This is a genomic window from Zwartia sp., from assembly GCF_049655405.1.
Classification (GTDB): domain Bacteria; phylum Pseudomonadota; class Gammaproteobacteria; order Burkholderiales; family Burkholderiaceae_B; genus Zwartia.
This window is the reverse complement of record NZ_JBASJR010000012.1, coordinates 50,532-68,971: the sequence shown is the minus strand read 5'-3', so window position 1 is coordinate 68,971 and position 18,440 is coordinate 50,532. Positions and strand designations below refer to the sequence as shown.

Annotated in this window: 18 protein-coding genes and 1 tRNA gene; 16 read left to right on the top strand and 3 right to left on the bottom strand. The window is 51.7% G+C overall.

The annotated features are described in order from the left end of the window. Positions 1 to 16 precede the first annotated feature (16 nt). From pmbA to erpA, 6 genes are all read left to right on the top strand, one after another. Positions 17 to 1,384 (top strand): metalloprotease PmbA, encoded by a 1,368-nt coding sequence (pmbA, locus tag WBJ47_RS10845; protein WP_422243439.1) that lies wholly within the window; start codon positions 17 to 19, stop codon positions 1,382 to 1,384. Positions 1,385 to 1,575: 191 nt separating this feature from the next. Then, positions 1,576 to 2,004, top strand: a complete 429-nt coding sequence (rplM, locus tag WBJ47_RS10840; protein ID WP_290238500.1) for a 50S ribosomal protein L13 — start codon at positions 1,576 to 1,578, stop codon at positions 2,002 to 2,004. 9 nt (positions 2,005 to 2,013) lie between these two features. Beyond that, positions 2,014 to 2,406 (top strand): 30S ribosomal protein S9, encoded by a 393-nt coding sequence (gene rpsI / locus WBJ47_RS10835; protein ID WP_290193916.1) that lies wholly within the window; start codon positions 2,014 to 2,016, stop codon positions 2,404 to 2,406. Between the two features lie 155 nt (positions 2,407 to 2,561). Next, positions 2,562 to 3,623, top strand: coding sequence for an N-acetyl-gamma-glutamyl-phosphate reductase (gene argC / locus WBJ47_RS10830; protein ID WP_422243440.1), 1,062 nt, complete (start codon positions 2,562 to 2,564; stop codon positions 3,621 to 3,623). 10 nt (positions 3,624 to 3,633) lie between these two features. After that, the gene (locus WBJ47_RS10825; protein WP_422243441.1) at positions 3,634 to 4,383 is read left to right on the top strand and encodes a DUF6776 family protein; all 750 of its coding nucleotides are present in this window, start codon (positions 3,634 to 3,636) and stop codon (positions 4,381 to 4,383) included. 104 nt (positions 4,384 to 4,487) lie between these two features. Then, positions 4,488 to 4,856 (top strand): iron-sulfur cluster insertion protein ErpA, encoded by a 369-nt coding sequence (gene erpA, locus WBJ47_RS10820; RefSeq protein ID WP_290193913.1) that lies wholly within the window; start codon positions 4,488 to 4,490, stop codon positions 4,854 to 4,856. A gap of 1 nt (position 4,857) precedes the next feature. On the opposite strand, the gene WBJ47_RS10815 is transcribed toward erpA, so the two are convergent. Both WBJ47_RS10815 and WBJ47_RS10810 read right to left on the bottom strand, forming a co-directional pair. Beyond that, positions 4,858 to 5,991 carry an anhydro-N-acetylmuramic acid kinase gene (locus tag WBJ47_RS10815; RefSeq protein WP_422243442.1) on the bottom strand — a complete coding sequence of 378 codons (1,134 nt, stop codon included), beginning with the start codon at positions 5,989 to 5,991 and terminating at the stop codon, positions 4,858 to 4,860. 14 nt (positions 5,992 to 6,005) lie between these two features. Beyond that, entirely contained in the window at positions 6,006 to 7,457 is a 1,452-nt protein-coding gene (locus WBJ47_RS10810; RefSeq protein WP_422243443.1) for a peptidoglycan DD-metalloendopeptidase family protein, read from the bottom strand. 219 nt (positions 7,458 to 7,676) lie between these two features. Between WBJ47_RS10810 and tyrS the strand changes: the two genes are divergently transcribed. The 10 genes from tyrS to WBJ47_RS10760 all read left to right on the top strand — a co-directional run bounded on the left by tyrS (position 7,677) and on the right by WBJ47_RS10760 (position 16,575). Continuing rightward, a complete protein-coding gene (gene tyrS / locus WBJ47_RS10805; RefSeq protein WP_422243444.1) occupies positions 7,677 to 8,903 on the top strand; it encodes a tyrosine--tRNA ligase in 1,227 nt (408 codons plus the stop codon). 91 nt (positions 8,904 to 8,994) lie between these two features. Then, positions 8,995 to 10,239, top strand: coding sequence for a serine hydroxymethyltransferase (gene glyA / locus WBJ47_RS10800; protein ID WP_424585361.1), 1,245 nt, complete (start codon positions 8,995 to 8,997; stop codon positions 10,237 to 10,239). A gap of 51 nt (positions 10,240 to 10,290) precedes the next feature. Continuing rightward, on the top strand, positions 10,291 to 10,761 hold the full coding sequence (nrdR, locus tag WBJ47_RS10795) for a transcriptional regulator NrdR (RefSeq protein WP_422243445.1): 471 nt from the start codon (positions 10,291 to 10,293) through the stop codon (positions 10,759 to 10,761). Positions 10,762 to 10,763: 2 nt separating this feature from the next. Further along, positions 10,764 to 11,969, top strand: coding sequence for a bifunctional diaminohydroxyphosphoribosylaminopyrimidine deaminase/5-amino-6-(5-phosphoribosylamino)uracil reductase RibD (gene ribD, locus WBJ47_RS10790; RefSeq protein ID WP_422243446.1), 1,206 nt, complete (start codon positions 10,764 to 10,766; stop codon positions 11,967 to 11,969). After that, entirely contained in the window at positions 11,969 to 12,586 is a 618-nt protein-coding gene (locus WBJ47_RS10785) for a riboflavin synthase (protein WP_422243447.1), read from the top strand. The genes ribD and WBJ47_RS10785 overlap by 1 nt, the downstream gene beginning before the upstream one ends. 28 nt (positions 12,587 to 12,614) lie before the next feature. Further along, positions 12,615 to 12,705 (top strand) — tRNA-Ser (locus WBJ47_RS10780). Positions 12,706 to 12,867: 162 nt separating this feature from the next. After that, entirely contained in the window at positions 12,868 to 14,061 is a 1,194-nt protein-coding gene (locus tag WBJ47_RS10775) for a tyrosine-type recombinase/integrase (RefSeq protein WP_422243448.1), read from the top strand. After that, positions 14,058 to 14,816: a hypothetical protein gene (locus WBJ47_RS10770; protein ID WP_422243449.1), complete on the top strand. Its 759-nt coding sequence runs from the start codon at positions 14,058 to 14,060 to the stop codon at positions 14,814 to 14,816. Before WBJ47_RS10775 ends, WBJ47_RS10770 begins: the two co-directional genes overlap by 4 nt. Positions 14,817 to 14,891: 75 nt before the next feature. Next, positions 14,892 to 15,119 carry a helix-turn-helix transcriptional regulator gene (locus tag WBJ47_RS10765; protein ID WP_422243450.1) on the top strand — a complete coding sequence of 76 codons (228 nt, stop codon included), beginning with the start codon at positions 14,892 to 14,894 and terminating at the stop codon, positions 15,117 to 15,119. Between the two features lie 331 nt (positions 15,120 to 15,450). Continuing rightward, positions 15,451 to 16,575, top strand: a complete 1,125-nt coding sequence (locus WBJ47_RS10760) for a hypothetical protein (RefSeq protein ID WP_422243451.1) — start codon at positions 15,451 to 15,453, stop codon at positions 16,573 to 16,575. 564 nt (positions 16,576 to 17,139) lie between these two features. Here the strand turns inward: WBJ47_RS10760 and WBJ47_RS10755 are convergent. After that, positions 17,140 to 18,141 carry a hypothetical protein gene (locus WBJ47_RS10755; RefSeq protein ID WP_422243452.1) on the bottom strand — a complete coding sequence of 334 codons (1,002 nt, stop codon included), beginning with the start codon at positions 18,139 to 18,141 and terminating at the stop codon, positions 17,140 to 17,142. Between the last annotated feature and the right edge of the window lie 299 nt (positions 18,142 to 18,440).

Below are 18,440 nucleotides of genomic sequence, written 5' to 3'. Positions count from 1 at the left end.
ACGCTAACGGACTAATATGACTTCCTCAATTTCTTTTCTTCCTGTTGCTGAAAATCGACCGATTTTCGAAGATTTAGTGACTCAGGCGCTTAAACACGCCCAAAGTTTAGGCGCGAGCGACGCGGCCGCCGAGGTTTCCGAAGGACAGGGGCTGGCTGTTTCGGTCCGAAAGGGCCATGTCGAGACGGTCGAGCAGACCCGAGATCGCTCTCTGGATGTGACCGTATTTGCTGGACAGCGCCGCGGCTCGGCCTCGACCTCTGATTTTTCTACCAAAGCGTTGCGCGAAACTGTCGAGGCGGCTTGGCATATTGCGCGCTATACGGCGGAAGATCCTGCAGCGGGCCTTCCCGAGGCAGATCAGTTGGCCATTGGTGTCAAAAACAAGCTACAACTGCATCACCCTTGGGCGCTGAGCGTCGAGGAGGCCACGCGCCTTGCTGTCGAGGCCGAGCGCGCCGCGCTGGCCACTGATAAGCGCATTACTAATACAGAAGGTGCGGGTGTCGATACTCACGAAGGGCATTTTGTCCTCGGTAATACACGCGGCTTTTTAGATGGTTATGCGTATTCAAGGCATGGTTTGTCTGTTTCACCCATTGCCGGACGTGGTCAGTCGATGCAGCGAGATTATTGGTATACCAGCGATCGCCGCGCCGACCGTTTGGCAGATCCTGCAGCGGTAGGCCGTTACGCGGCCGAACGCGCTCTGGCGCGCCTTTCTGCTCGTCGGATCCCGACCGGTCATTTTCCGGTGCTTTTCGAGGCACCGCTCGCGCTGGGCTTGCTGGGCGCGTTGACCCATGCGACGAGCGGGGGGGCGCTTTATCGCCAGACGAGCTTTTTGTTGGATTCGCTTGGTCGCCAACTGTTTCCAAAACATATTAGCGTCCTTGAGGACCCCCACATCAAGGGTGCTATGGGAAGCTCGCCCTTTGATGAAGAGGGAGTCAAAACTCAGGCGCGTGAGGTGATCAATGCGGGGGTATTGCAAGGTTACTTTTTGTCCTCTTACACGGCTCGCAAACTCGGCATGGTGACAACCGGCAACGCCGGAGGCTCTCATAACCTCGTCTTGCGTTCATCGCAGACACGTAAAAAAGACGATTTTGAGGCGATGTTGCGCAAAATGGGTACGGGCCTGCTGGTGACCGAGCTGATCGGTCAAGGGGTGAACTACGTGACGGGAGACTATTCAAGGGGTGCGTTTGGCTACTGGGTTCAAAATGGTCAAATTCAGCACGCTGTCGAAGAAGTCACGATTGCAGGCAATTTGAAAGATATGTTTGCCCAAATCGTTGCGGTGGGAGCCGACACCATCACTCGCGGTAGCAAGACGACTGGCTCGATCCTCATTGAGCGGATGTCGATTGCGGGGACCTAGTTGGCTGATCGTCGAATTTTGTTGTAGAATCAAAGGCTTTCCCCGAGTATTGGCATTGTTTTTGATGTTCAAGCTTTGGTTTTTGTGAGTGTTTGCACGGGCGGGTAACAACGCTTTGGCAACATGCTTTTTCAAAAATCAGGGGGAGTCTTTCCGGGATGGTCCCAGAGAGAATTTATTAGGATCCAATCATGAAGACATTTGTGGCCAAGCCGCATGAAGTCAAGCGTGACTGGTTCGTGATTGACGCGAAGGGCAAAGTCCTCGGTCGTGTGGCCAGCGAAGTCGCACGTCGTTTGCGCGGTAAACACAAACCAGAATTCACGCCCCACGTTGACACTGGCGATTACATCGTCATTATCAACGCCGCTGAGATCGTCGTAACCGGTAATAAGTCGCAAGACAAAAAGTATTTCCGTCACACGACATACCCAGGTGGTATTCGCGAAACGAACTTTGCAAAAATGCAAGAGCGTTTTCCGGGTCGTGCAGTCCAGAAGGCCGTCAAGGGCATGTTGCCCAAAGGTCCTTTGGGTTACGCGATGATCAAAAAGCTGAAGGTCTATGCTGGTGCCGAGCATCCGCACTCTGCCCAACAGCCACAGCCCCTCGAATTTTAAGGACAGGCCATGATCGGTAATTGGAATTACGGAACCGGCCGCCGCAAGACTTCGGTGGCTCGCGTCTTCATGAAAAAAGGTGCAGGCAAGATCGTCGTGAACGGCAAGCCCGTTGACGAGTACTTTGCCCGTGAAACAGGTCGCATGGTGGTGCGTCAGCCTCTTGAGCTGACAGGCCATACTGCTTCGTTTGACTTTCATATCAACGTGCACGGTGGCGGCGAAAGCGGTCAAGCGGGTGCGGTGCGTCACGGTATTACTCGTGCGCTGATTGACTATGATGCAACGCTCAAGTCCGCGCTGTCGAAAGCCGGCTTTGTCACACGCGATGCACGCGAAGTCGAACGTAAGAAAGTCGGTTTCCACAAAGCACGTCGTCGGAAACAGTTCAGCAAGCGTTAATCACGCATGCGCTGATGACTCAAGCGCTTGTGACCCAAGCGCGAGATCTTTCGGGATCTCAAAACAAACAGGCCGCGCAAGCGGCCTGTTTGTTTTTAAACATCTCTCGTGTAAATTCGCATGGGATAATGTAGGCATTACTCAGGATCACTCTCATGACACAAACATCATCAAAGCGTATCAAGGTCGGTATTGTGGGCGGCACGGGTTATACCGGTGTCGAACTCTTGCGCATTTTGTCTCAGCACCCACAGGTCGATCTTCACGCGATTACGTCGCGCAAAGAAGACGGTATGCCAGTCTCTGATATGTTTCCCAACCTGCGAGGGCACGTCAATCTAGCGTTTTCCTCGCCAGACAAGGCACCTCTGACAGGGTGTGATGTGGTGTTTTTTGCGACGCCTCACGGTGTAGCAATGAGTCAGGCCAAAGAGTTGCTTGCCGCAGGTGTGCGCATCATTGATCTGGCTTCTGATTTTCGTCTGAAAGACATTGCCACGTTTGAGCACTGGTACAAGATTCCACATACCTGCCCTGAGGTGCTCGAAGAGGCCGTCTATGGTTTGGTTGAGCTTAATCGCGAGGCAATTTCGCGCGCGCGCGTGATTGGCAATCCAGGTTGTTATCCGACCACTGTGTTGCTTGGGCTTGCTCCGTTGCTAGGTGGTACGCCGTTGATCGATACCACTGACATCATCTCTGACTCCAAGTCTGGTGTGAGCGGTGCAGGTCGCAAGGCTGAGGTCGGCATGTTGTTTTCTGAGGCGGGTGATAATTTCAAAGCCTATGGTGTGGCTGGCCACCGTCACCACCCCGAAATTAAAGCTCAGTTGGATCGTATGGCAGGGACCTCAGTCGGACTGACGTTTGTGCCTCATCTCGTACCGATGATTCGCGGTATGCTCAGTACGATTTATGTGCGAATTTTGCCAGAGGCGCGTGAGACTGATTTTCAGGCGTTGTTTGAAAAGCGTTATGCCGACGAGGCGTTTGTTGATGTGATGCCGGCTGGCAGCTTGCCAGATACGCGCTCGGTACGCGCATCTAACGCGTTGCGTATCGCGCTGCATCGCCCGGGTAACGGTGACCGTCTGATTATTCTTGTCGTACAAGATAATCTTGTCAAAGGTGCTGCAGGACAAGCGATTCAAAATATGAATTTGATGTTTGGTTTGCCCGATAACGTTGGTTTGAATCAGGTTGCGATTTTGCCTTGAGGAGTGCCTCTTGAGCGGATTTTCTGGTGACAAGTTCCCACTCAAGACACTTGTGTTTTGGGTGTTCGGAGCTTTTGCCCTGATTGCGGCAGGCATGGGGGCCGGTGTGTTTTTAACGCAGCGCTCTGGTCCGGATGCGCTTGAGTTGCAGCTGCGCACGCAGCAAGCTGCCCAGGCCCAAGTCCTCACCGAGTTTGAGTCTCAAATTGCAGCTGCGAACGCGCGCACTCAGCAAGTGCAACAAGCGCTTACGATTGAGCGGGCAGCAAGAGCAGAGCTTGAAAAAAGTTTGGCAACACTTCAAGAGGAGCTTGGCCGCAACAGAGACCACTTGGCGTTTTACGAACAATTGTTGCCACCAGGACCTCAGGGTGCCCTTGCCTTGCGAGCTGTCGAATTAGAACGACAGGACCGGACGCTTGCATTCAGGGTGCTGCTCATGCGCAGCGGTAAGCCCGGTAAACCTGCTGAACGGTTCAATGGACGTCTGCAATTCGTGGCGACGGGTCTCAAGGACGGTCAAGAGGTCACAGTTGTATTGCAACCTTCCCAGCGTGCTGTGAGTGCCGGGGCCTCAAAGTCCCCTTTAAATACGCTGGGCGCTGCGACCGAGGACCAGGATAGCCTAAAGCTGAGTTTTGATCAGTTTCAGCGCAGTCAGGGCGTACTTGCGCTGCCCAAAGATTTTGAGCCAAGCTCGGTGGTGGTGAGTATTTTGTCAGGTGAGATTGTCCTTGCTTCGCGCAAGGTTGATCTTTAATTCCACCATCAGTTTGCGTTATAGTTGAGCTAATTAGTCGGGTATCTCCGACAGTAATTTAGATTGATTGCGATAGTCGCCCTTAAGCAGGGCAGGAGCTAAATATGAGCACACTGAGCCAAACCGTCGATCTTCAGGCACCACCCACGCCTATTCTTTTTACTGACTCTGCAGCAGCCAAGGTCAAAGATCTGCTGATCGAGGAAGGTAACGCCAATCTCAAACTGCGCGTATTTGTGCAGGGTGGAGGCTGTTCGGGTTTTCAGTATGGATTTACGTTTGATGAAGACGTCAACGAAGATGACACTACTTTAGAAAAAAATGGCGTCGCTTTGCTGGTTGATCCCATGAGTTTTCAATATCTCGTTGGCGCTGAAATTGATTACAAAGAAGACATCGAAGGTTCGCAGTTCGTGATCCGCAATCCAAATGCGACCACGACTTGCGGTTGTGGTTCTTCGTTCTCGGTCTAAGTTACGCAGGCCAGCAAGCGCCAAGGATACGCATCCCCTTGGCGCCCGTCACGGCAGGGTTGCCAGCAGGTATGCCCTGCTGGTGAGCCCAAGCAAGCCAAGCAAACGCTAAGGCTTCCACATCCTGAGTGCCAACTCCCTCGCTATCCGTTGTTCGTACATCGCAGAACAGAGTGCGTTGTAGGTCAGCCATGAGGGCTGTGTTTCGAGCACCCCCTCCACAAACAAGTACCTCTTTTGCATCGGCAGCGTAAGTCTGTATCGAACGCGTGACCGTTTCTGCGGTCAATCGCCTGAGTGTGGCTTGAATGTTCTGGGCCAAAGCGCTGTCGACAGCCGTGCTTTGCTGATCGCCTGCTTGATAGGCATTGAGTCGTGTTTCGAGCCAGTCCCGGTTGAATAAGTCCCGTCCCGTGGATTTTGGTGCGGGCAAGGCGAACCATGGCTCTGAGTCAAGCATCGCTGTCAGCAGCGTTGTATCTGCCTGTCCGCCTTCTCCCCAAGCTCCATCCTGATCAAAGGCGCGTCCTGTATGACGTGCGCACCACATATCCATCAGCACATTCGCCGGTCCGGTATCAAACCCAACGGGTGGCTGATTGGGGCGCAGGATAGTAATGTTGGCAATGCCGCCGAGATTCAAAATCACGCGGGTGTGGGGGGCGGGAAATATTCCCGCATGAAAGATCGGAACAAGAGGTGCGCCCTGACCGCCGGCCGCGACATCCCGGCTACGGAAATCGGCGATCACGCTAATACCGGTGAGTTCAGCCAAGAGTGCGGGAGCGTTGAGTTGAATCGTGAAGCCATGATCAGGTCTGTGGCGAATGGTTTGTCCATGCGCACCCAAGGCTGCGACTTGCTTGGGTGTCACATCCGCCTTGAGTAAAGCTTCTTGAACGACCTGTGCATAGAGTGTGGCCAGAACGTTTGCTGCGAGCGCAGCACGTTCGAGTTCATTAGGACCGGGTTCGTTCAGCGCGAGAAGCTCAGCCTGCAGGGAGGGAGGGAACTGTGTGGCAGCGCGGGACAGAAGTGTGGGGTGACCCGCGTGATCAAAGCGCGCCAGAACCGCATCAATGCCATCCAGGCTAGTGCCTGACATGAGTCCTACATAAAGGGCGTGCTCAGCCAAAGGAACCTATTCTTTTAGCGACTAGCAACATTATTTGTTTCAGGGACGGCTTCCTGAAACTTGGCGAGCACTTGCAATTGTTGCTTAAAGGGGCTCACAATTTGTGCAAATTTTTCACGATGCTCTGGTGCGAGCGGCTGAGACGTTGGCATGTTTGCCGTCGCAGTTAAGGGATCAATCGGCTTTTCGGCTACGCGGAACTCGTAGTGCAGGTGCGGTCCAGTCGACCAGCCTGTAGAGCCTACATAGCCAATTAGGTCACCTTGCGAAACCTTGCTGCCAGCCTGCAGGCCCGATGCGAAACGACTCTGATGGGCATAGAGTGTGGTGATTCTGCTGTGGTGTTTAAGGATGACGGTGTTGCCGTAGCCGTTGCGCCAGCCCACAAACTCGACCGTACCATCGGCCGTGGCGTGAATGGGCGTACCGGTCGGTGCGGCATAGTCGACGCCGGCGTGATGACCAGACCACGCTTGCAAGCCAGGCAGTTTGCGCATACCAAAGGTTGAGCTGATACGGGAAAACTTGAGCGCACTGCGTAAAAATGCGCCTCTCAAGCTTTCGCCTTCAAGGTCGTAATAGCCGCCCGTTTGACCGTCAGGGCTAAACCAAACCGCATTGTGAGTCTTGCCACCATTGATAAACTCTAGCGCCAGCACTCGGCCATTGCCTGCGGTACGACCGCCGATCGTACGAGTCTCATAGACAACGCGAAATTGATCATTTGGGCGCAGGCCACGTAAAAAGTCGACTTTGCTGCTCAGGATCTCAGCCATTTGCGAGGTGATGCCATCGGGAACGCCTGCAATGTCAGTAGCGGCAAAGAGCGAAGAGCGAATGGTGCCGACTGCGACCTCAACGTGCGTCTCGAGAGGCTGGAGGAGTTCTTCGGCAACAAAGCCAGACTTTGTTGCGGTGATTTGGAGGGTTTTGGCTATCCCCGAGCCGTTGGAGTCAGAGTTGGGGGTGTGGTAATAACGCACCCACAATAAGTCGCCATCGTCGTTTGTGGCAGCCTGTACGGAACGACCAACAATCAGTTTATAGACAGAGCGCGCTTTGGGCTCACGCGTCAAAAAGTTAAGAAGATCGGAGTCCGAGACGTCTACGCGCTTGAGAACCGTTGCGAGCGTATCGCCTGAACGGATTCGCGTCTCAACAATATAAGGTGTTTCTTCGGAGGCTTGTTCAACAGGCGCTGTCTCGACTGGCGTCGGGACTGGCACCACGTCAAGAACCAATTTTTGTTCTGGAGCGGGTTCGTTTGTAGCCTTGGGCTTTCCATCGGCGGCATCAACCGCCGTGGGTTGAATCACGCCCAGTGCCACAGCGCCTAGCGCTAATAACAATGCGGCACTCACCACCACACCACGCACCATACCCGAGCGACCTTCTTGTTGACCAGACAGCGGCAAGGCTGTGGGGGCGAGGGCGGGTTTGGTGGTTAAGTGGTTTTTAAAACGCATTAGTGAATAATCCTATGTACAACGTACGTCGCAACATCAGTTCGCATTAAGCTTTCGTGTAAAACGATGCTTAAACACCACACTCATGCCGGATTTTGCGTGGCAGAGCAAGATTAGTTTGCGTATGATGTCAGTCTTGTAAAAAAGTATGTTAGCCGATTTCGAGCGATCAAACAGCTTTTTTGTCACTTTCACCGATCAAATTGGCTTACTTCTTTTATGTTGACGTCTAAATACGCGATTACCCCAGAAGTTGAAGCTAACTTACGCATAGTCGAGCGAGGCTGCGATGAGCTGCTGGTCAAGACCGAATTTGCCCAGAAAATGGCCCGCAGTCAGGCGACAGGTATTCCTCTGAGAGTCAAGCTGGGCTTGGATCCTACGGCACCTGATATCCATCTTGGGCACACGGTCGTACTCAATAAAATGCGCCAGTTGCAAAACCTCGGGCACACCGTCATTTTTCTGATTGGAGACTTTACCTCCATGATTGGCGACCCGTCTGGTCGCAACTCAACGCGTCCTCCGTTGACCCGTGAGCAGATTGAGGAAAACGCCCGGACTTATTACGCCCAAGCGAGCCTGGTGCTGGATCCTGCCCGAACCGAGATTCGATACAACTCAGAGTGGTGTGACCCTCTGGGCGCCCGAGGAATGATTCAGTTGGCCTCGCGTTATACGGTGGCGCGCATGATGGAGCGCGATGACTTTACCAAGCGCTTTAAGTCAGGGGTGCCGATTTCGGTGCATGAGTTTCTGTACCCACTTATGCAGGGCTACGACTCAGTCGCCTTGAAATCAGACCTTGAACTGGGCGGTACTGACCAAAAATTCAATCTGTTGGTCGGTCGAGAGCTACAAAAAGAATACGGCCAAGAACCGCAATGCATTTTGACGATGCCTTTGCTTGAGGGCACGGATGGCGTCGAAAAGATGTCAAAGTCCAAGAACAATTACATTGGAATTGGTGAGGCGCCAGAGTCCATTTTTGGCAAAATCATGTCGATTTCGGACACAATGATGTGGAAATACTTTGATTTGCTGTCGTTTCGCAGCATCGAAGAGGTTGCTGCTCTGCGCGCCGAGACCGAGGCGGGTCGTAACCCCCGTGACGCAAAAGTCATGCTTGGCCAGGAAATTGTGGCGCGTTTTCATTCGCAGTCTGCCGCAGACGCTGCGCTGGCAGCGTTTGAGGCACGCTTCCGTGATGGTGCAGTGCCGGAAAATATGCCTGAGGTGACGGTTGCCGGTGCGCCTGTGGGCATTTTAAAGCTGCTGAGAGAGGCTGGGCTAGTGGCCTCAGGTGCGGAAGCCCAGCGCAACGTCGAACAAGGTGGTGTGCGGGTGGATGGCGATCGGGTCGAGGACAAAGGCTTGCAGATCAGCGCGGGCACCTACGTTATTCAGGTTGGAAAGCGTAAGTTTGCCCGGGTAACGGTGGCTTAAGCTATCCCTAAGCGCCTTGAGTCTTTAAGATAACCAAGGCGCAGTACACTAGCAGTATTCAAATTTTGCTTTTAATTTCGCCAGGATTCCTATGTTTGATCGCAAACTCACTCTAGACCGTGTTGACCCTGAAGTTTGGTCCGCCATTCAGAAAGAAGACACACGGCAAGAACAGCACATTGAGCTGATCGCTTCTGAAAACTACGCCAGCCCTGCCGTGATGCAGGCGCAGGGCACTCAGATGACGAATAAGTACGCCGAAGGCTATCCAGGTAAGCGCTATTACGGTGGGTGTGAGTATGTGGATATTGTTGAGCAGCTCGCCATCGATCGCCTCAAGTCCTTGTTCGGCGCTGAGGCTGCGAACGTGCAGCCTAACTCTGGCTCGCAGGCTAACCAAGCTGTTTATTTAGCTGTGTTAAAGCCAGGTGACTCTGTGCTGGGCATGAGTCTGGCTGAAGGGGGACACTTGACGCACGGTGCTTCGGTCAATGCCTCGGGCAAGCTATACAACTTCCACCAGTATGGTTTGGACGCTGATGAAGTGTTGGACTACGACAAGGTCGAAGAGTTAGCCAAGACGCAAAAGCCTAAGTTGATCGTGGCGGGTGCCTCGGCTTACTCGTTGCGCATGGACTTTGAGCGTCTGGCACGCATTGCTAAAGACAATGGCGCATTGTTGTTAGTAGACGTGGCGCACTATTCAGGTTTGGTGGCGGGCGGTGCGTATCCCAATCCAGTCCCTCATGCTGATTTCGTCACTTCCACCACGCACAAGTCTTTGCGCGGTCCCCGTGGCGGCGTCATCATGATGAAAGCCGAATACGAAAAGGCGATCAACTCCGCGATTTTCCCAGGCATTCAAGGTGGTCCGTTGATGCACGTGATCGCAGCCAAGGCTGTGGCCTTCCGCGAAGCCGCAACGCCCGAGTTCAAAGCCTATGCCGCGCAAGTGGTCAAAAACGCGCAAGTATTAGCCGAGACCTTGGTCAAGCGCGGTTTGCGTATCGTCTCTGGTCGCACAGAAAGTCATGTCATGCTGGTGGACTTACGCGCCAAGGGCATTACTGGCAAAGAAGCCGAAGCTGTGTTGGGCGAAGCGCACATCACGGTCAATAAAAATGCGATCCCGAATGATCCTGAAAAGCCATTTGTGACAAGCGGTATCCGTTTGGGTACACCTGCGATGACTACACGCGGCTTCAAGGAAACCGAAGCGCAACTCACAGGTAATCTGATTGCTGATGTGTTTGACAACCCACGTGACCCCGCCAATATCAAGTCGGTGCGCGAGCGTGTCAATGCACTGACTGCTTCTTTTCCGGTCTACCGTTAATCAACGGGCAGCGCAGCGCGTTGCCCTGAGTGTTTTGATCAAGGCGGCCTCATGAAGTGTCCCTTTTGCGGGCATGCTGATACACAAGTCGTAGACTCGCGTGGCGCGGATGAAGGGGACTTCATTCGTCGTCGCAGGCGTTGTCCTTCTTGTGATCGTCGTTTTACAACCTACGAGCGCGCCGAGCTCGAGATGCCGACGATCGTCAAACGCAATGGCAGCCGTAACGAATATGAAGCCAGCAAACTTCGTGCGAGCTTGTCACTTGCCTTGCGTAAGCGTCCTGTGAGCACTGAAGAAGTCGATGCCGTGGTCGCGCGAATCGAAGAGCGCCTGCTGACCAGTGGGCAACGTGAGGTCTCGACCGAGTTCTTGGGTGAACTGGTGATGAATGAATTGAAAAAGCTCGACAAGGTCGCCTACGTGCGCTTTGCTTCCGTTTACAAAAGTTTCGAAGACATCGGTGAGTTTGTCGAAGCCATACGCGAGATGCAGGGTCCGCCCGCACAGCGCAAAATTTGAATATGAAACCTTCCCATTCTCTCGATGTGCGCAATCCCGATCAAGATGTGTTTTTTATGCGTCAGGCGCTCGCACTCGCAGAGGAGGCGCTGTACGTACCATCGCCTAATCCACGCGTAGGTTGCGTCATTGTGCGTGACGCGCAGGTGATTGGTCGCGGTGCGACGCAGGCTGTTGGCTCCCATCACGCAGAGGTGATGGCCTTGCAGGACATGCGCGCGCGCGGCTTAACCGCCGAGGGCGCCACGGTGTACATCACGCTCGAACCCTGCAGTCATCATGGACGCACGCCTCCCTGCGTGGATGCGCTGATTTCTGCCAAACCTGAGCGTGTTGTATTTGCGCATTTTGATCCCAATCCGCATGTGGCCGGTCGCGGTATGCACCTGCTGCGCGGTGCAGGGATTGAGGTCAATGTTGGGATTTGTGCGGATCTCGCGCTGGCCATCAATCCAGGCTTTGTTTCTCGCATGACGCGTGGTGTGCCATACGTCTGGATGAAAATGGCGGCTTCGCTGGATGGTCGTACCGCACTCTCCAATGGCGTGTCGCAATGGATCACAGGTGCTGAGGCGCGTGCAGATGGCCATCATTGGCGGGCACGAAGTTGTGTGGTGATGACCGGTATCGGTACTGTCCGCGCGGACGATCCGCAAATGAACGTGCGACATGTGGCGACGATGCGCCAGCCGCGCCGCGCTGTGATTGATCCAGGTTTTGAAATCAATGAAGATGCGGCCATTTTGAAGGGTGAGGGGGCGATCGTTTTTACCGGTGATCAAAACGCCGAGAAATTTGCGCGCCTGACGGATCGAGGCGTGCAGGTGGTGTACGTGCCCGAAGACGATGCACCCGCAAGCGGTCGCGTGCGTCGACGTGTGGATATGCGCGCCATGATGAAATGGCTGGGCGAGCACGATGCGAACGAGGTGCACATTGAGGCGGGCTCTGGCTTGAATGGTGCACTTTTGAGTGCGGATTGTGTCGATGAATTGTTGATTTATCTGGCGCCGATGTTGCTGGGTGAGGGGATGGGGATGGCCCAATTGCCGACTCTGACCAAGCTCGAGGGCGTGCAGCGTTTTGAATTTACTGATCTCAAGCAGCTCGGTGCGGATGTGCGTTTGCGCGCGCGACTGCCAGAGCACTGGCGCGAGCTGATGCAAAAAATCCATTTGACTGAATACAGCACAGGACAGGCACTCTAATGTTTACTGGGATCGTCGCGGCCGTGGGTCGCATTGAAAAAATTGAACCTCTTGCAGGCGGTCAGGCCGATGCGGGTGTGCATCTTTCTATTCATGCAGGTGGTTTAGATCTAAGTGATGTCGGTTTAGGTGATTCAATCGCGATTCAAGGCGCCTGCATGACGGTGGTGTCTAAGCATGTCGACGGTTTCGCTGTGGATGTGTCGCGTGAAAGTTTGCGCCTGACCATGGGATTGGATGCGCAGGGTGCGGTCAATCTTGAAAAGTCCTTACGTGTTGGCGACCAAATCGGCGGTCATATTGTCTCGGGTCACGTGGACGGTTTGGGTGAAGTGGTTAAGTTTGAGCCGGTTGGTGAGTCTTGGGAGCTGATTGTGCAGGCGCCCGCATCCTTGGCGCCTTTTTTGGCTTATAAGGGATCAATTACGGTCAATGGTGTCAGTTTGACAGTCAACCGCGTCGAGGATTTGGCGGGTGGAACACAATTCAGTATTAATCTGATTCCACATACGATTGCTGTCACGACCTTGCAGCACCTCACAGTCGGTCAACGGGTCAACCTCGAAGTCGACACAATTGCCCGTTATGTTCAGCGGATGCTGTCTTTGCCCCGTTAATGCTAGAATAGCGGGCTGTAGTGAAAACGGACAGGTGGCCGAGCGGTTGAAGGCGCACGCCTGGAAAGCGTGTATACGTTCAAAGCGTATCGGGGGTTCGAATCCCCCTCTGTCCGCCAGTAAATTGTCTACAGCAACAGACTGCCATATATAAACCCGCATGCCAAATGGTTCTGCGGGTTTTTTCATGTCTTTAACCATATACGACTGTCGATTGACATAGACGGTATTTGAACGGTACTTTAGACGGTATCAACCCCTCACTAAAGATAACTACCGTCATGAAGCTGACTGATGTGACTATCCGGCAGGCAAAAGCCCAAGAGAAGCCCTATAAGCTGGTTGACGGCACTGGGTTGTATTTACTTGTGAATCGGGCAGGTAAGTATTGGCGATATGACTATCGGTTTTATTCGAAGCGTAAGACCATTTCATATGGCGTCTACCCAGTCCTAACACTGTCGGCCGCCCGCGAGGTCCACATGATGGTCAAGCGAGGGTTGACCGAAGGGCGCGATCCCATGGCGGTGCGTAAGATCGAAAAGCATGCTGATTCCACGACATTTAATACCGTTTCTACGAAATGGTTCGCGCACTGGAAGGTAGGCAAGACGGAAAAGCATGCATCAGAAGTCTGGCGCAGGCTTGAGCTAGACATCTTGCCCGCCCTTGGTGACATACCTGTCAATGCTCTGACGGTGACCCAGATTCGTGATTGCATTAAAGTGATCGAGGCTCGAGGAGCATTGGATATTGCCAAGCGTCAGCTACAGAAATGTAGTCAGGTCATGCGGTACGCCGTTGCGCATGAGTTAGCCGAGCGAAATCCGGTCGCTGATATAAAGCCATCCGATATATTGCCAGCGCGCAAGAAGCGTAATTTCTCACGTGTTGATGTCAAAGACCTTCCTGAGCTATTGCGAGACATAGATGCCTATGTTGGCGGTGAACACACACGCCTAGCTTTGCAGTTGATGGTGCTGACTTTTGTTCGTACAAGCGAGTTGATTGGTGCTAAGTGGGCAGAGTTTGACTTGGATGCATCGCGGTGGAATATCCCTGCAGAACGGATGAAAATGCGGACCCCACATATCGTGCCCTTGAGCAAACAGGCTATTGCAGTGCTGACTAAGCTGCAATCCTTGTCCTATGGACGGGAATTTGTTTTTCCTGCTGATACAGGCAAGCCGACACATATGAGCAATAACACTATTCTCTATGCGTTGTATCGCATGGGTTATCGGGGGCGGATGACTGGCCACGGATTCCGAGGTGTAGCCTCCACCATCTTGCATGAGCAGGGGCAACCTCACGAACAAATTGAGTTGCAACTGGCTCACCAGGAGAGAGACGATGTTTCTGCAGCATATAACCATGCTCTTTACCTGACTCAGCGTGCCAAGATGATGCAAGCCTGGGCTGATCATCTAGATGTCTTGCGTTCGAATAATGTGGTGGAGCTGCGAAGCGCATGATGACCCAAACAGGTGGATGGCATCGTTTTAACGCCTTAAAGCAATGGGTGGGGTTCATTCCTCCACATGGAAGGTTGCTTGGGTTGGATATGACACGTTTTGGCGTTTGCAAGTTATTGTCGAACCGTACAGTCTCGGATGTCGAAACAATGCTTGAAACAATGACCGGGTTTATAGAAATCAACGCTGATCAAGATGATTTCACCGAGATCAAACTCCCGCCACCTGAATTTAATTGGGAACTTCATGCGACGGGTTTATGGCGGTTAGTAAACCAGACTGTAAATGATCCAAGGTTGGCTGAACTAAGCGCCGAAAAATGGGAATTAGTTGCTGCGGTATCTTTGCACTTTACCAAAAGGGCTGCTGACTCCCTTTGTGCCGAACCGTATGGCTTGGATCCCTCTTTGCAGGTAGCGACTATTAAGTCTCAAACGCTTAGTGTTACTGCAAACAGTTGGTTTGTATTCGCTAGTCTGGAGCTACATGCGGAAAACATATCTACTGGGAAAAAAATTAGAGCGTCTAGTGTAAAAGGAAACCAGTCTCGTCATAAGAGCGATCAGAAACAATTTCGGATTCAAAATATTCTCGCTGAAGCGCACGAAATAAGGCGTAAAAATTCAAAGCTCACCAACAATGCAGTAGCTAAGATGATCGAGCAAAAGCACTCTGGTGATGGTGATAAAAAGGTCGAGGCAGGATATGGCCATCGCACTATCTTTAAGGTGCTCTCAGACAATCCAAGTAAATAGTTTGCAATTTCCCGGGGAGCTGCAATGTCCGGGCATACAGAATCATGTCTCTTACTAACGACATGAGGGTATGACATGGCACACCAGACTACACAACCCGAAGATAGGCTCATCACAGATAAGGATGTCGCGCATTTAATAGGCGCATCTCGCTCTTGGCCTTGGAAACTTGTAAAAGACGGTAAATTCCCTGAGCCGATCAGGTTGTCCTCACGGTGTACTCGGTGGCGGCTGTCTGATATTCGCAAATGGATGTCGGACCCGCAAGGTTGGCAAACCGTTAATAGCGGAGATGACAAATGAGCATCGAACTAAGTACAAATACAAGCCATAAAGTCGAAAGTTGCAAGCAGGCCGTATCTGTCGCTATCGGTTCAATAGAAGTTTGGCATGATTTTTCTGTAATCGTTCATAGGGATATTTCTCGATGTGTAACGCAACTGCTGAGAGGCTTGGTACAGGTTGTTGCAGTTTTAGTCTGTAACCAGTACTCGAAGAGGTGCACTTTCGGCGTGGAAACGGGGAAATGGACTACCTCGACGTGTATGTTCTGCGTGAGGCATTGGGCTAGCCTAGATCAAAACGGTACTTGGAGTGTTGGCTTGAAAAGCTCCAAATCGCTAGGAGGTTCATCATGCTGATACCTAGATTTGAATCTATCCCCACCGCTTTAAAAGAACATCATCGGTGGGTGTCGTGGGGTAAAAACAAAATACCATTCGATCCCAGGTTACCTAACAGCCTCGCAAGCGTGACAGATCCTCAGACATGGGGAACATTTGATAACGCAAGGTCCGCCTATGAAGATGGGGGGCGTAAAGGTGTTGGATTTGTTCTAAATAACGATGGCCTAGTGGGGGTTGATCTCGATGACTGTGTAGATCATGACAACCCTGACCCCAAAGCCATTGCCATACTTGATCGAATTGGATGCCGCTACATTGAGATCTCTCCATCAGGAAGGGGACTACGTAGCTTCGGATATTCCAAACCTGAAATCCGCCGTAAAGGTATTTTGGATGGCATCAAGGTAGAGCTTTACTCTAGGGGGCGTTACTTGACTGTGACCGGCCATGTGTTGCGCGAAGGCCCCATATACGAACTTCCGGGTTTTACTTCTGTATCGAATAGTCTTGCACCTACAGAGGAGCACAGAGGAGTACGGAGGATTACAGAAGATGACATAAGTCATCCTCCGTATTCTTCTGTAGTTATTCCTTGTAGCACTATTCCCGACAGTATTGGCCAGCGAAATAAAAAACTTTTCGAATTAGCACGGCACCTTCAGGGAACTATCATTAATGCAGAAATCAAAGATGTACGCGCCTATGTCCTAGAGTGGCATCGTCTGTCACTACCGGTTATTGGGACAAAAGACTTCGGTATAACTTGGGCTGACTTCATTCGTGGCTGGGAAAAAGTACGTTTTCCATTAGGCAAGACCTTGACCGATGTGCTTGCGGGAGTAAGTCAGGATCCCATACCTGAAGGAATCCAAACACTTGGATACGGAAATCACGGCATTGAAATCGCAAGAATTTGCCAGCGACTAGCTACACATCAAGGCGCAGAGCCCTTTTTTATCGGTGCTCGCAAAGCAGGTGAGCTCCTAGGTATTCACTTCACTGATGCCGCCAAACTACTTTCAGCTTTAGTTGCGGATGGTGTTATTAATTTAGTAGAAAAAGGCGCGGGCAATCGAGCCAGTAGATACAGATGGGCAATTCAACAACCCTCTTCGTCTTTAATTAAAAAATAGGTGTGATATGAACCCACGCAAAAATAAGAATGAGCGATTGACCAGATACCGGCAACGACTTTACCAAGCAGGTTTTAAACGAGTTAGTGCATATATTTCAAGTGATCTAGTCCTGAAACTTCAAAACTTAAGACAACAAGGAGAATGTCTGGGCCGGACTCTTGAGCGAATATTGCTTGGTAGTTCAAGGTTACGGCCTCAATTTTATGCACCAGAAGAGAAGATCAACAGGAAAATTCGCCAACTCATGCAGGCCGACACACACTACAAGGCAAAGAAAGTTATCAGATAGAAAAAACTCAATATGTACAGGTCGACTTAAAAATGACTATTCGTCACCTAACTTAGTTTGTTGAAATTTTATTAAAGGTTTTGTGAACAAGTGCGCGCGCGCGATGGCGATACTGGATTGTCAGTGCAAAGGCCTTCTATATAAAAAACTGACAAACCTGAAGGTGTATTAATTCAGCTCTGATCTGACATACACAGTCAGAGGGGTTGTATTGAGGCTCGCATCCCCCGCTTTCGGCCACAAGCAGCCGTTGGTGCATGGACATTCGGAAGTTAAGCGTTGGAGATGACCGGCGGCTGGAGGGCGGAAGTCGTACGGTTGAGCGGTGGGTTAGACCCTAGAGGCGACAGAACGACAAGCCTCTTGTCCGTGCCTGAAATAACGGTGTCAATTCTTTCCATCTCGCACGGAGCATCAGGCAAGAACAATAAGATGCCATCCTTGATGCCCCCGATAAGCAAATAATGTTCTACTTGCGAGACAGCACTCGCATAGCTTTGCTTGGTCAGTCTTCGTTTGATCTCAATAATGACCTTCTCTGTCCCTCGCGACACAAGCAAATCCGCCCGGAATGTTTTCTCTACATTCAGGCGAACTTCGGTCTGAACGTTCAGCTCGGGTGCGGCCGATGACAGAAAGCCATGAAGTGCGCCGATAAGTTGTGGCTCAGTTACCTTTCCTGAAGACGAGACCGAAGGCAAGTGAATTGCACAGAACTGGTTTAATAGTTCTGTAGATCTAACCAGTAGGTCGGCGTTTAATGTTTGCGCAAGGCTCGACTCAAGGGTTGCTTTTTGTGCTTCGGCTTCTGTTTGTGACCTTGTGAAGGCGAGTCGTTCAGCGATTTGATCGAGGAGGAGGCAAGCGAAAGCAGATACAGAAATGATGGCTAAAAAGGCTTCGCTTTCGTCAAAGACCAATTTGTAATCGTGCGCCGAAGGATTCCGCCACTCCTTGCGGTAAATTGTTAGCTGGCTCAACACCCTATTTCGGAAGATGTTGTTTTGCTCTAGATAGTTCTCAATCTCAAAAGGGCGCTTCTTCGCAGGATCTTGACCCGCTAGAACTCGATAGGCTTCTTTGACACTACCTTCAAACGCTTGGTTTGTTCGATAGATGGCGTCAGTGAAGGCTGTATCGTCGTCGGACTCTTGTCCGCGTGATAGGTGTCGAAAGGCAGTTTCAATATGCAGTAGCACTGCCTCTAATCCAGGGACGTGCTCGCCGGCCTCCAGTACATTGATCTTCTTTTGCAGTGTGTCAACAAGGTCCATGATTATTTATAACTAACGCCTCAATTAAGCCGAACCACTTAGCCGCGGAGACTGAGATGATGAATTGGCAGCACTTAGCGATTCATTTCTGTGTCGCGATTCTTCAATTTTAATTTCTACTGCGGATTCTGTACACACCTCTGCTCCTGTGCACATCTCGCTCATTGCATAAGTGCCGTGAGCGCATTCGTTTCTATCAACGCTATAGCTTGCGAAAGGATCCGTGTCATAACGTTGATTCCTTACTTATCGGATGAAGGCCTTGGGGCTTTGCTCTGAGAAGCTAATCAGAGTCGTTT

Bases quoted from the DNA above. Each gene is read 5' to 3' on its own strand.
- pmbA (WP_422243439.1), top strand. From the start codon at position 17: ATGACTTCCTCAATTTCTTTTCTTCCTGTTGCTGAAAATCGACCGATT.
- rplM (WP_290238500.1), top strand. From the start codon at position 1,576: ATGAAGACATTTGTGGCCAAGCCGCATGAAGTCAAGCGTGACTGGTTC.
- rpsI (WP_290193916.1), top strand. From the start codon at position 2,014: ATGATCGGTAATTGGAATTACGGAACCGGCCGCCGCAAGACTTCGGTG.
- argC (WP_422243440.1), top strand. From the start codon at position 2,562: ATGACACAAACATCATCAAAGCGTATCAAGGTCGGTATTGTGGGCGGC.
- erpA (WP_290193913.1), top strand. From the start codon at position 4,488: ATGAGCACACTGAGCCAAACCGTCGATCTTCAGGCACCACCCACGCCT.
- WBJ47_RS10810 (WP_422243443.1), bottom strand. From the start codon at position 7,457: ATGCGTTTTAAAAACCACTTAACCACCAAACCCGCCCTCGCCCCCACA.
- tyrS (WP_422243444.1), top strand. From the start codon at position 7,677: ATGTTGACGTCTAAATACGCGATTACCCCAGAAGTTGAAGCTAACTTA.
- glyA (WP_424585361.1), top strand. From the start codon at position 8,995: ATGTTTGATCGCAAACTCACTCTAGACCGTGTTGACCCTGAAGTTTGG.
- nrdR (WP_422243445.1), top strand. From the start codon at position 10,291: ATGAAGTGTCCCTTTTGCGGGCATGCTGATACACAAGTCGTAGACTCG.
- ribD (WP_422243446.1), top strand. From the start codon at position 10,764: ATGAAACCTTCCCATTCTCTCGATGTGCGCAATCCCGATCAAGATGTG.
- WBJ47_RS10785 (WP_422243447.1), top strand. From the start codon at position 11,969: ATGTTTACTGGGATCGTCGCGGCCGTGGGTCGCATTGAAAAAATTGAA.
- WBJ47_RS10775 (WP_422243448.1), top strand. From the start codon at position 12,868: ATGAAGCTGACTGATGTGACTATCCGGCAGGCAAAAGCCCAAGAGAAG.
- WBJ47_RS10770 (WP_422243449.1), top strand. From the start codon at position 14,058: ATGATGACCCAAACAGGTGGATGGCATCGTTTTAACGCCTTAAAGCAA.
- WBJ47_RS10765 (WP_422243450.1), top strand. From the start codon at position 14,892: ATGGCACACCAGACTACACAACCCGAAGATAGGCTCATCACAGATAAG.
- WBJ47_RS10760 (WP_422243451.1), top strand. From the start codon at position 15,451: ATGCTGATACCTAGATTTGAATCTATCCCCACCGCTTTAAAAGAACAT.
- WBJ47_RS10755 (WP_422243452.1), bottom strand. From the start codon at position 18,141: ATGGACCTTGTTGACACACTGCAAAAGAAGATCAATGTACTGGAGGCC.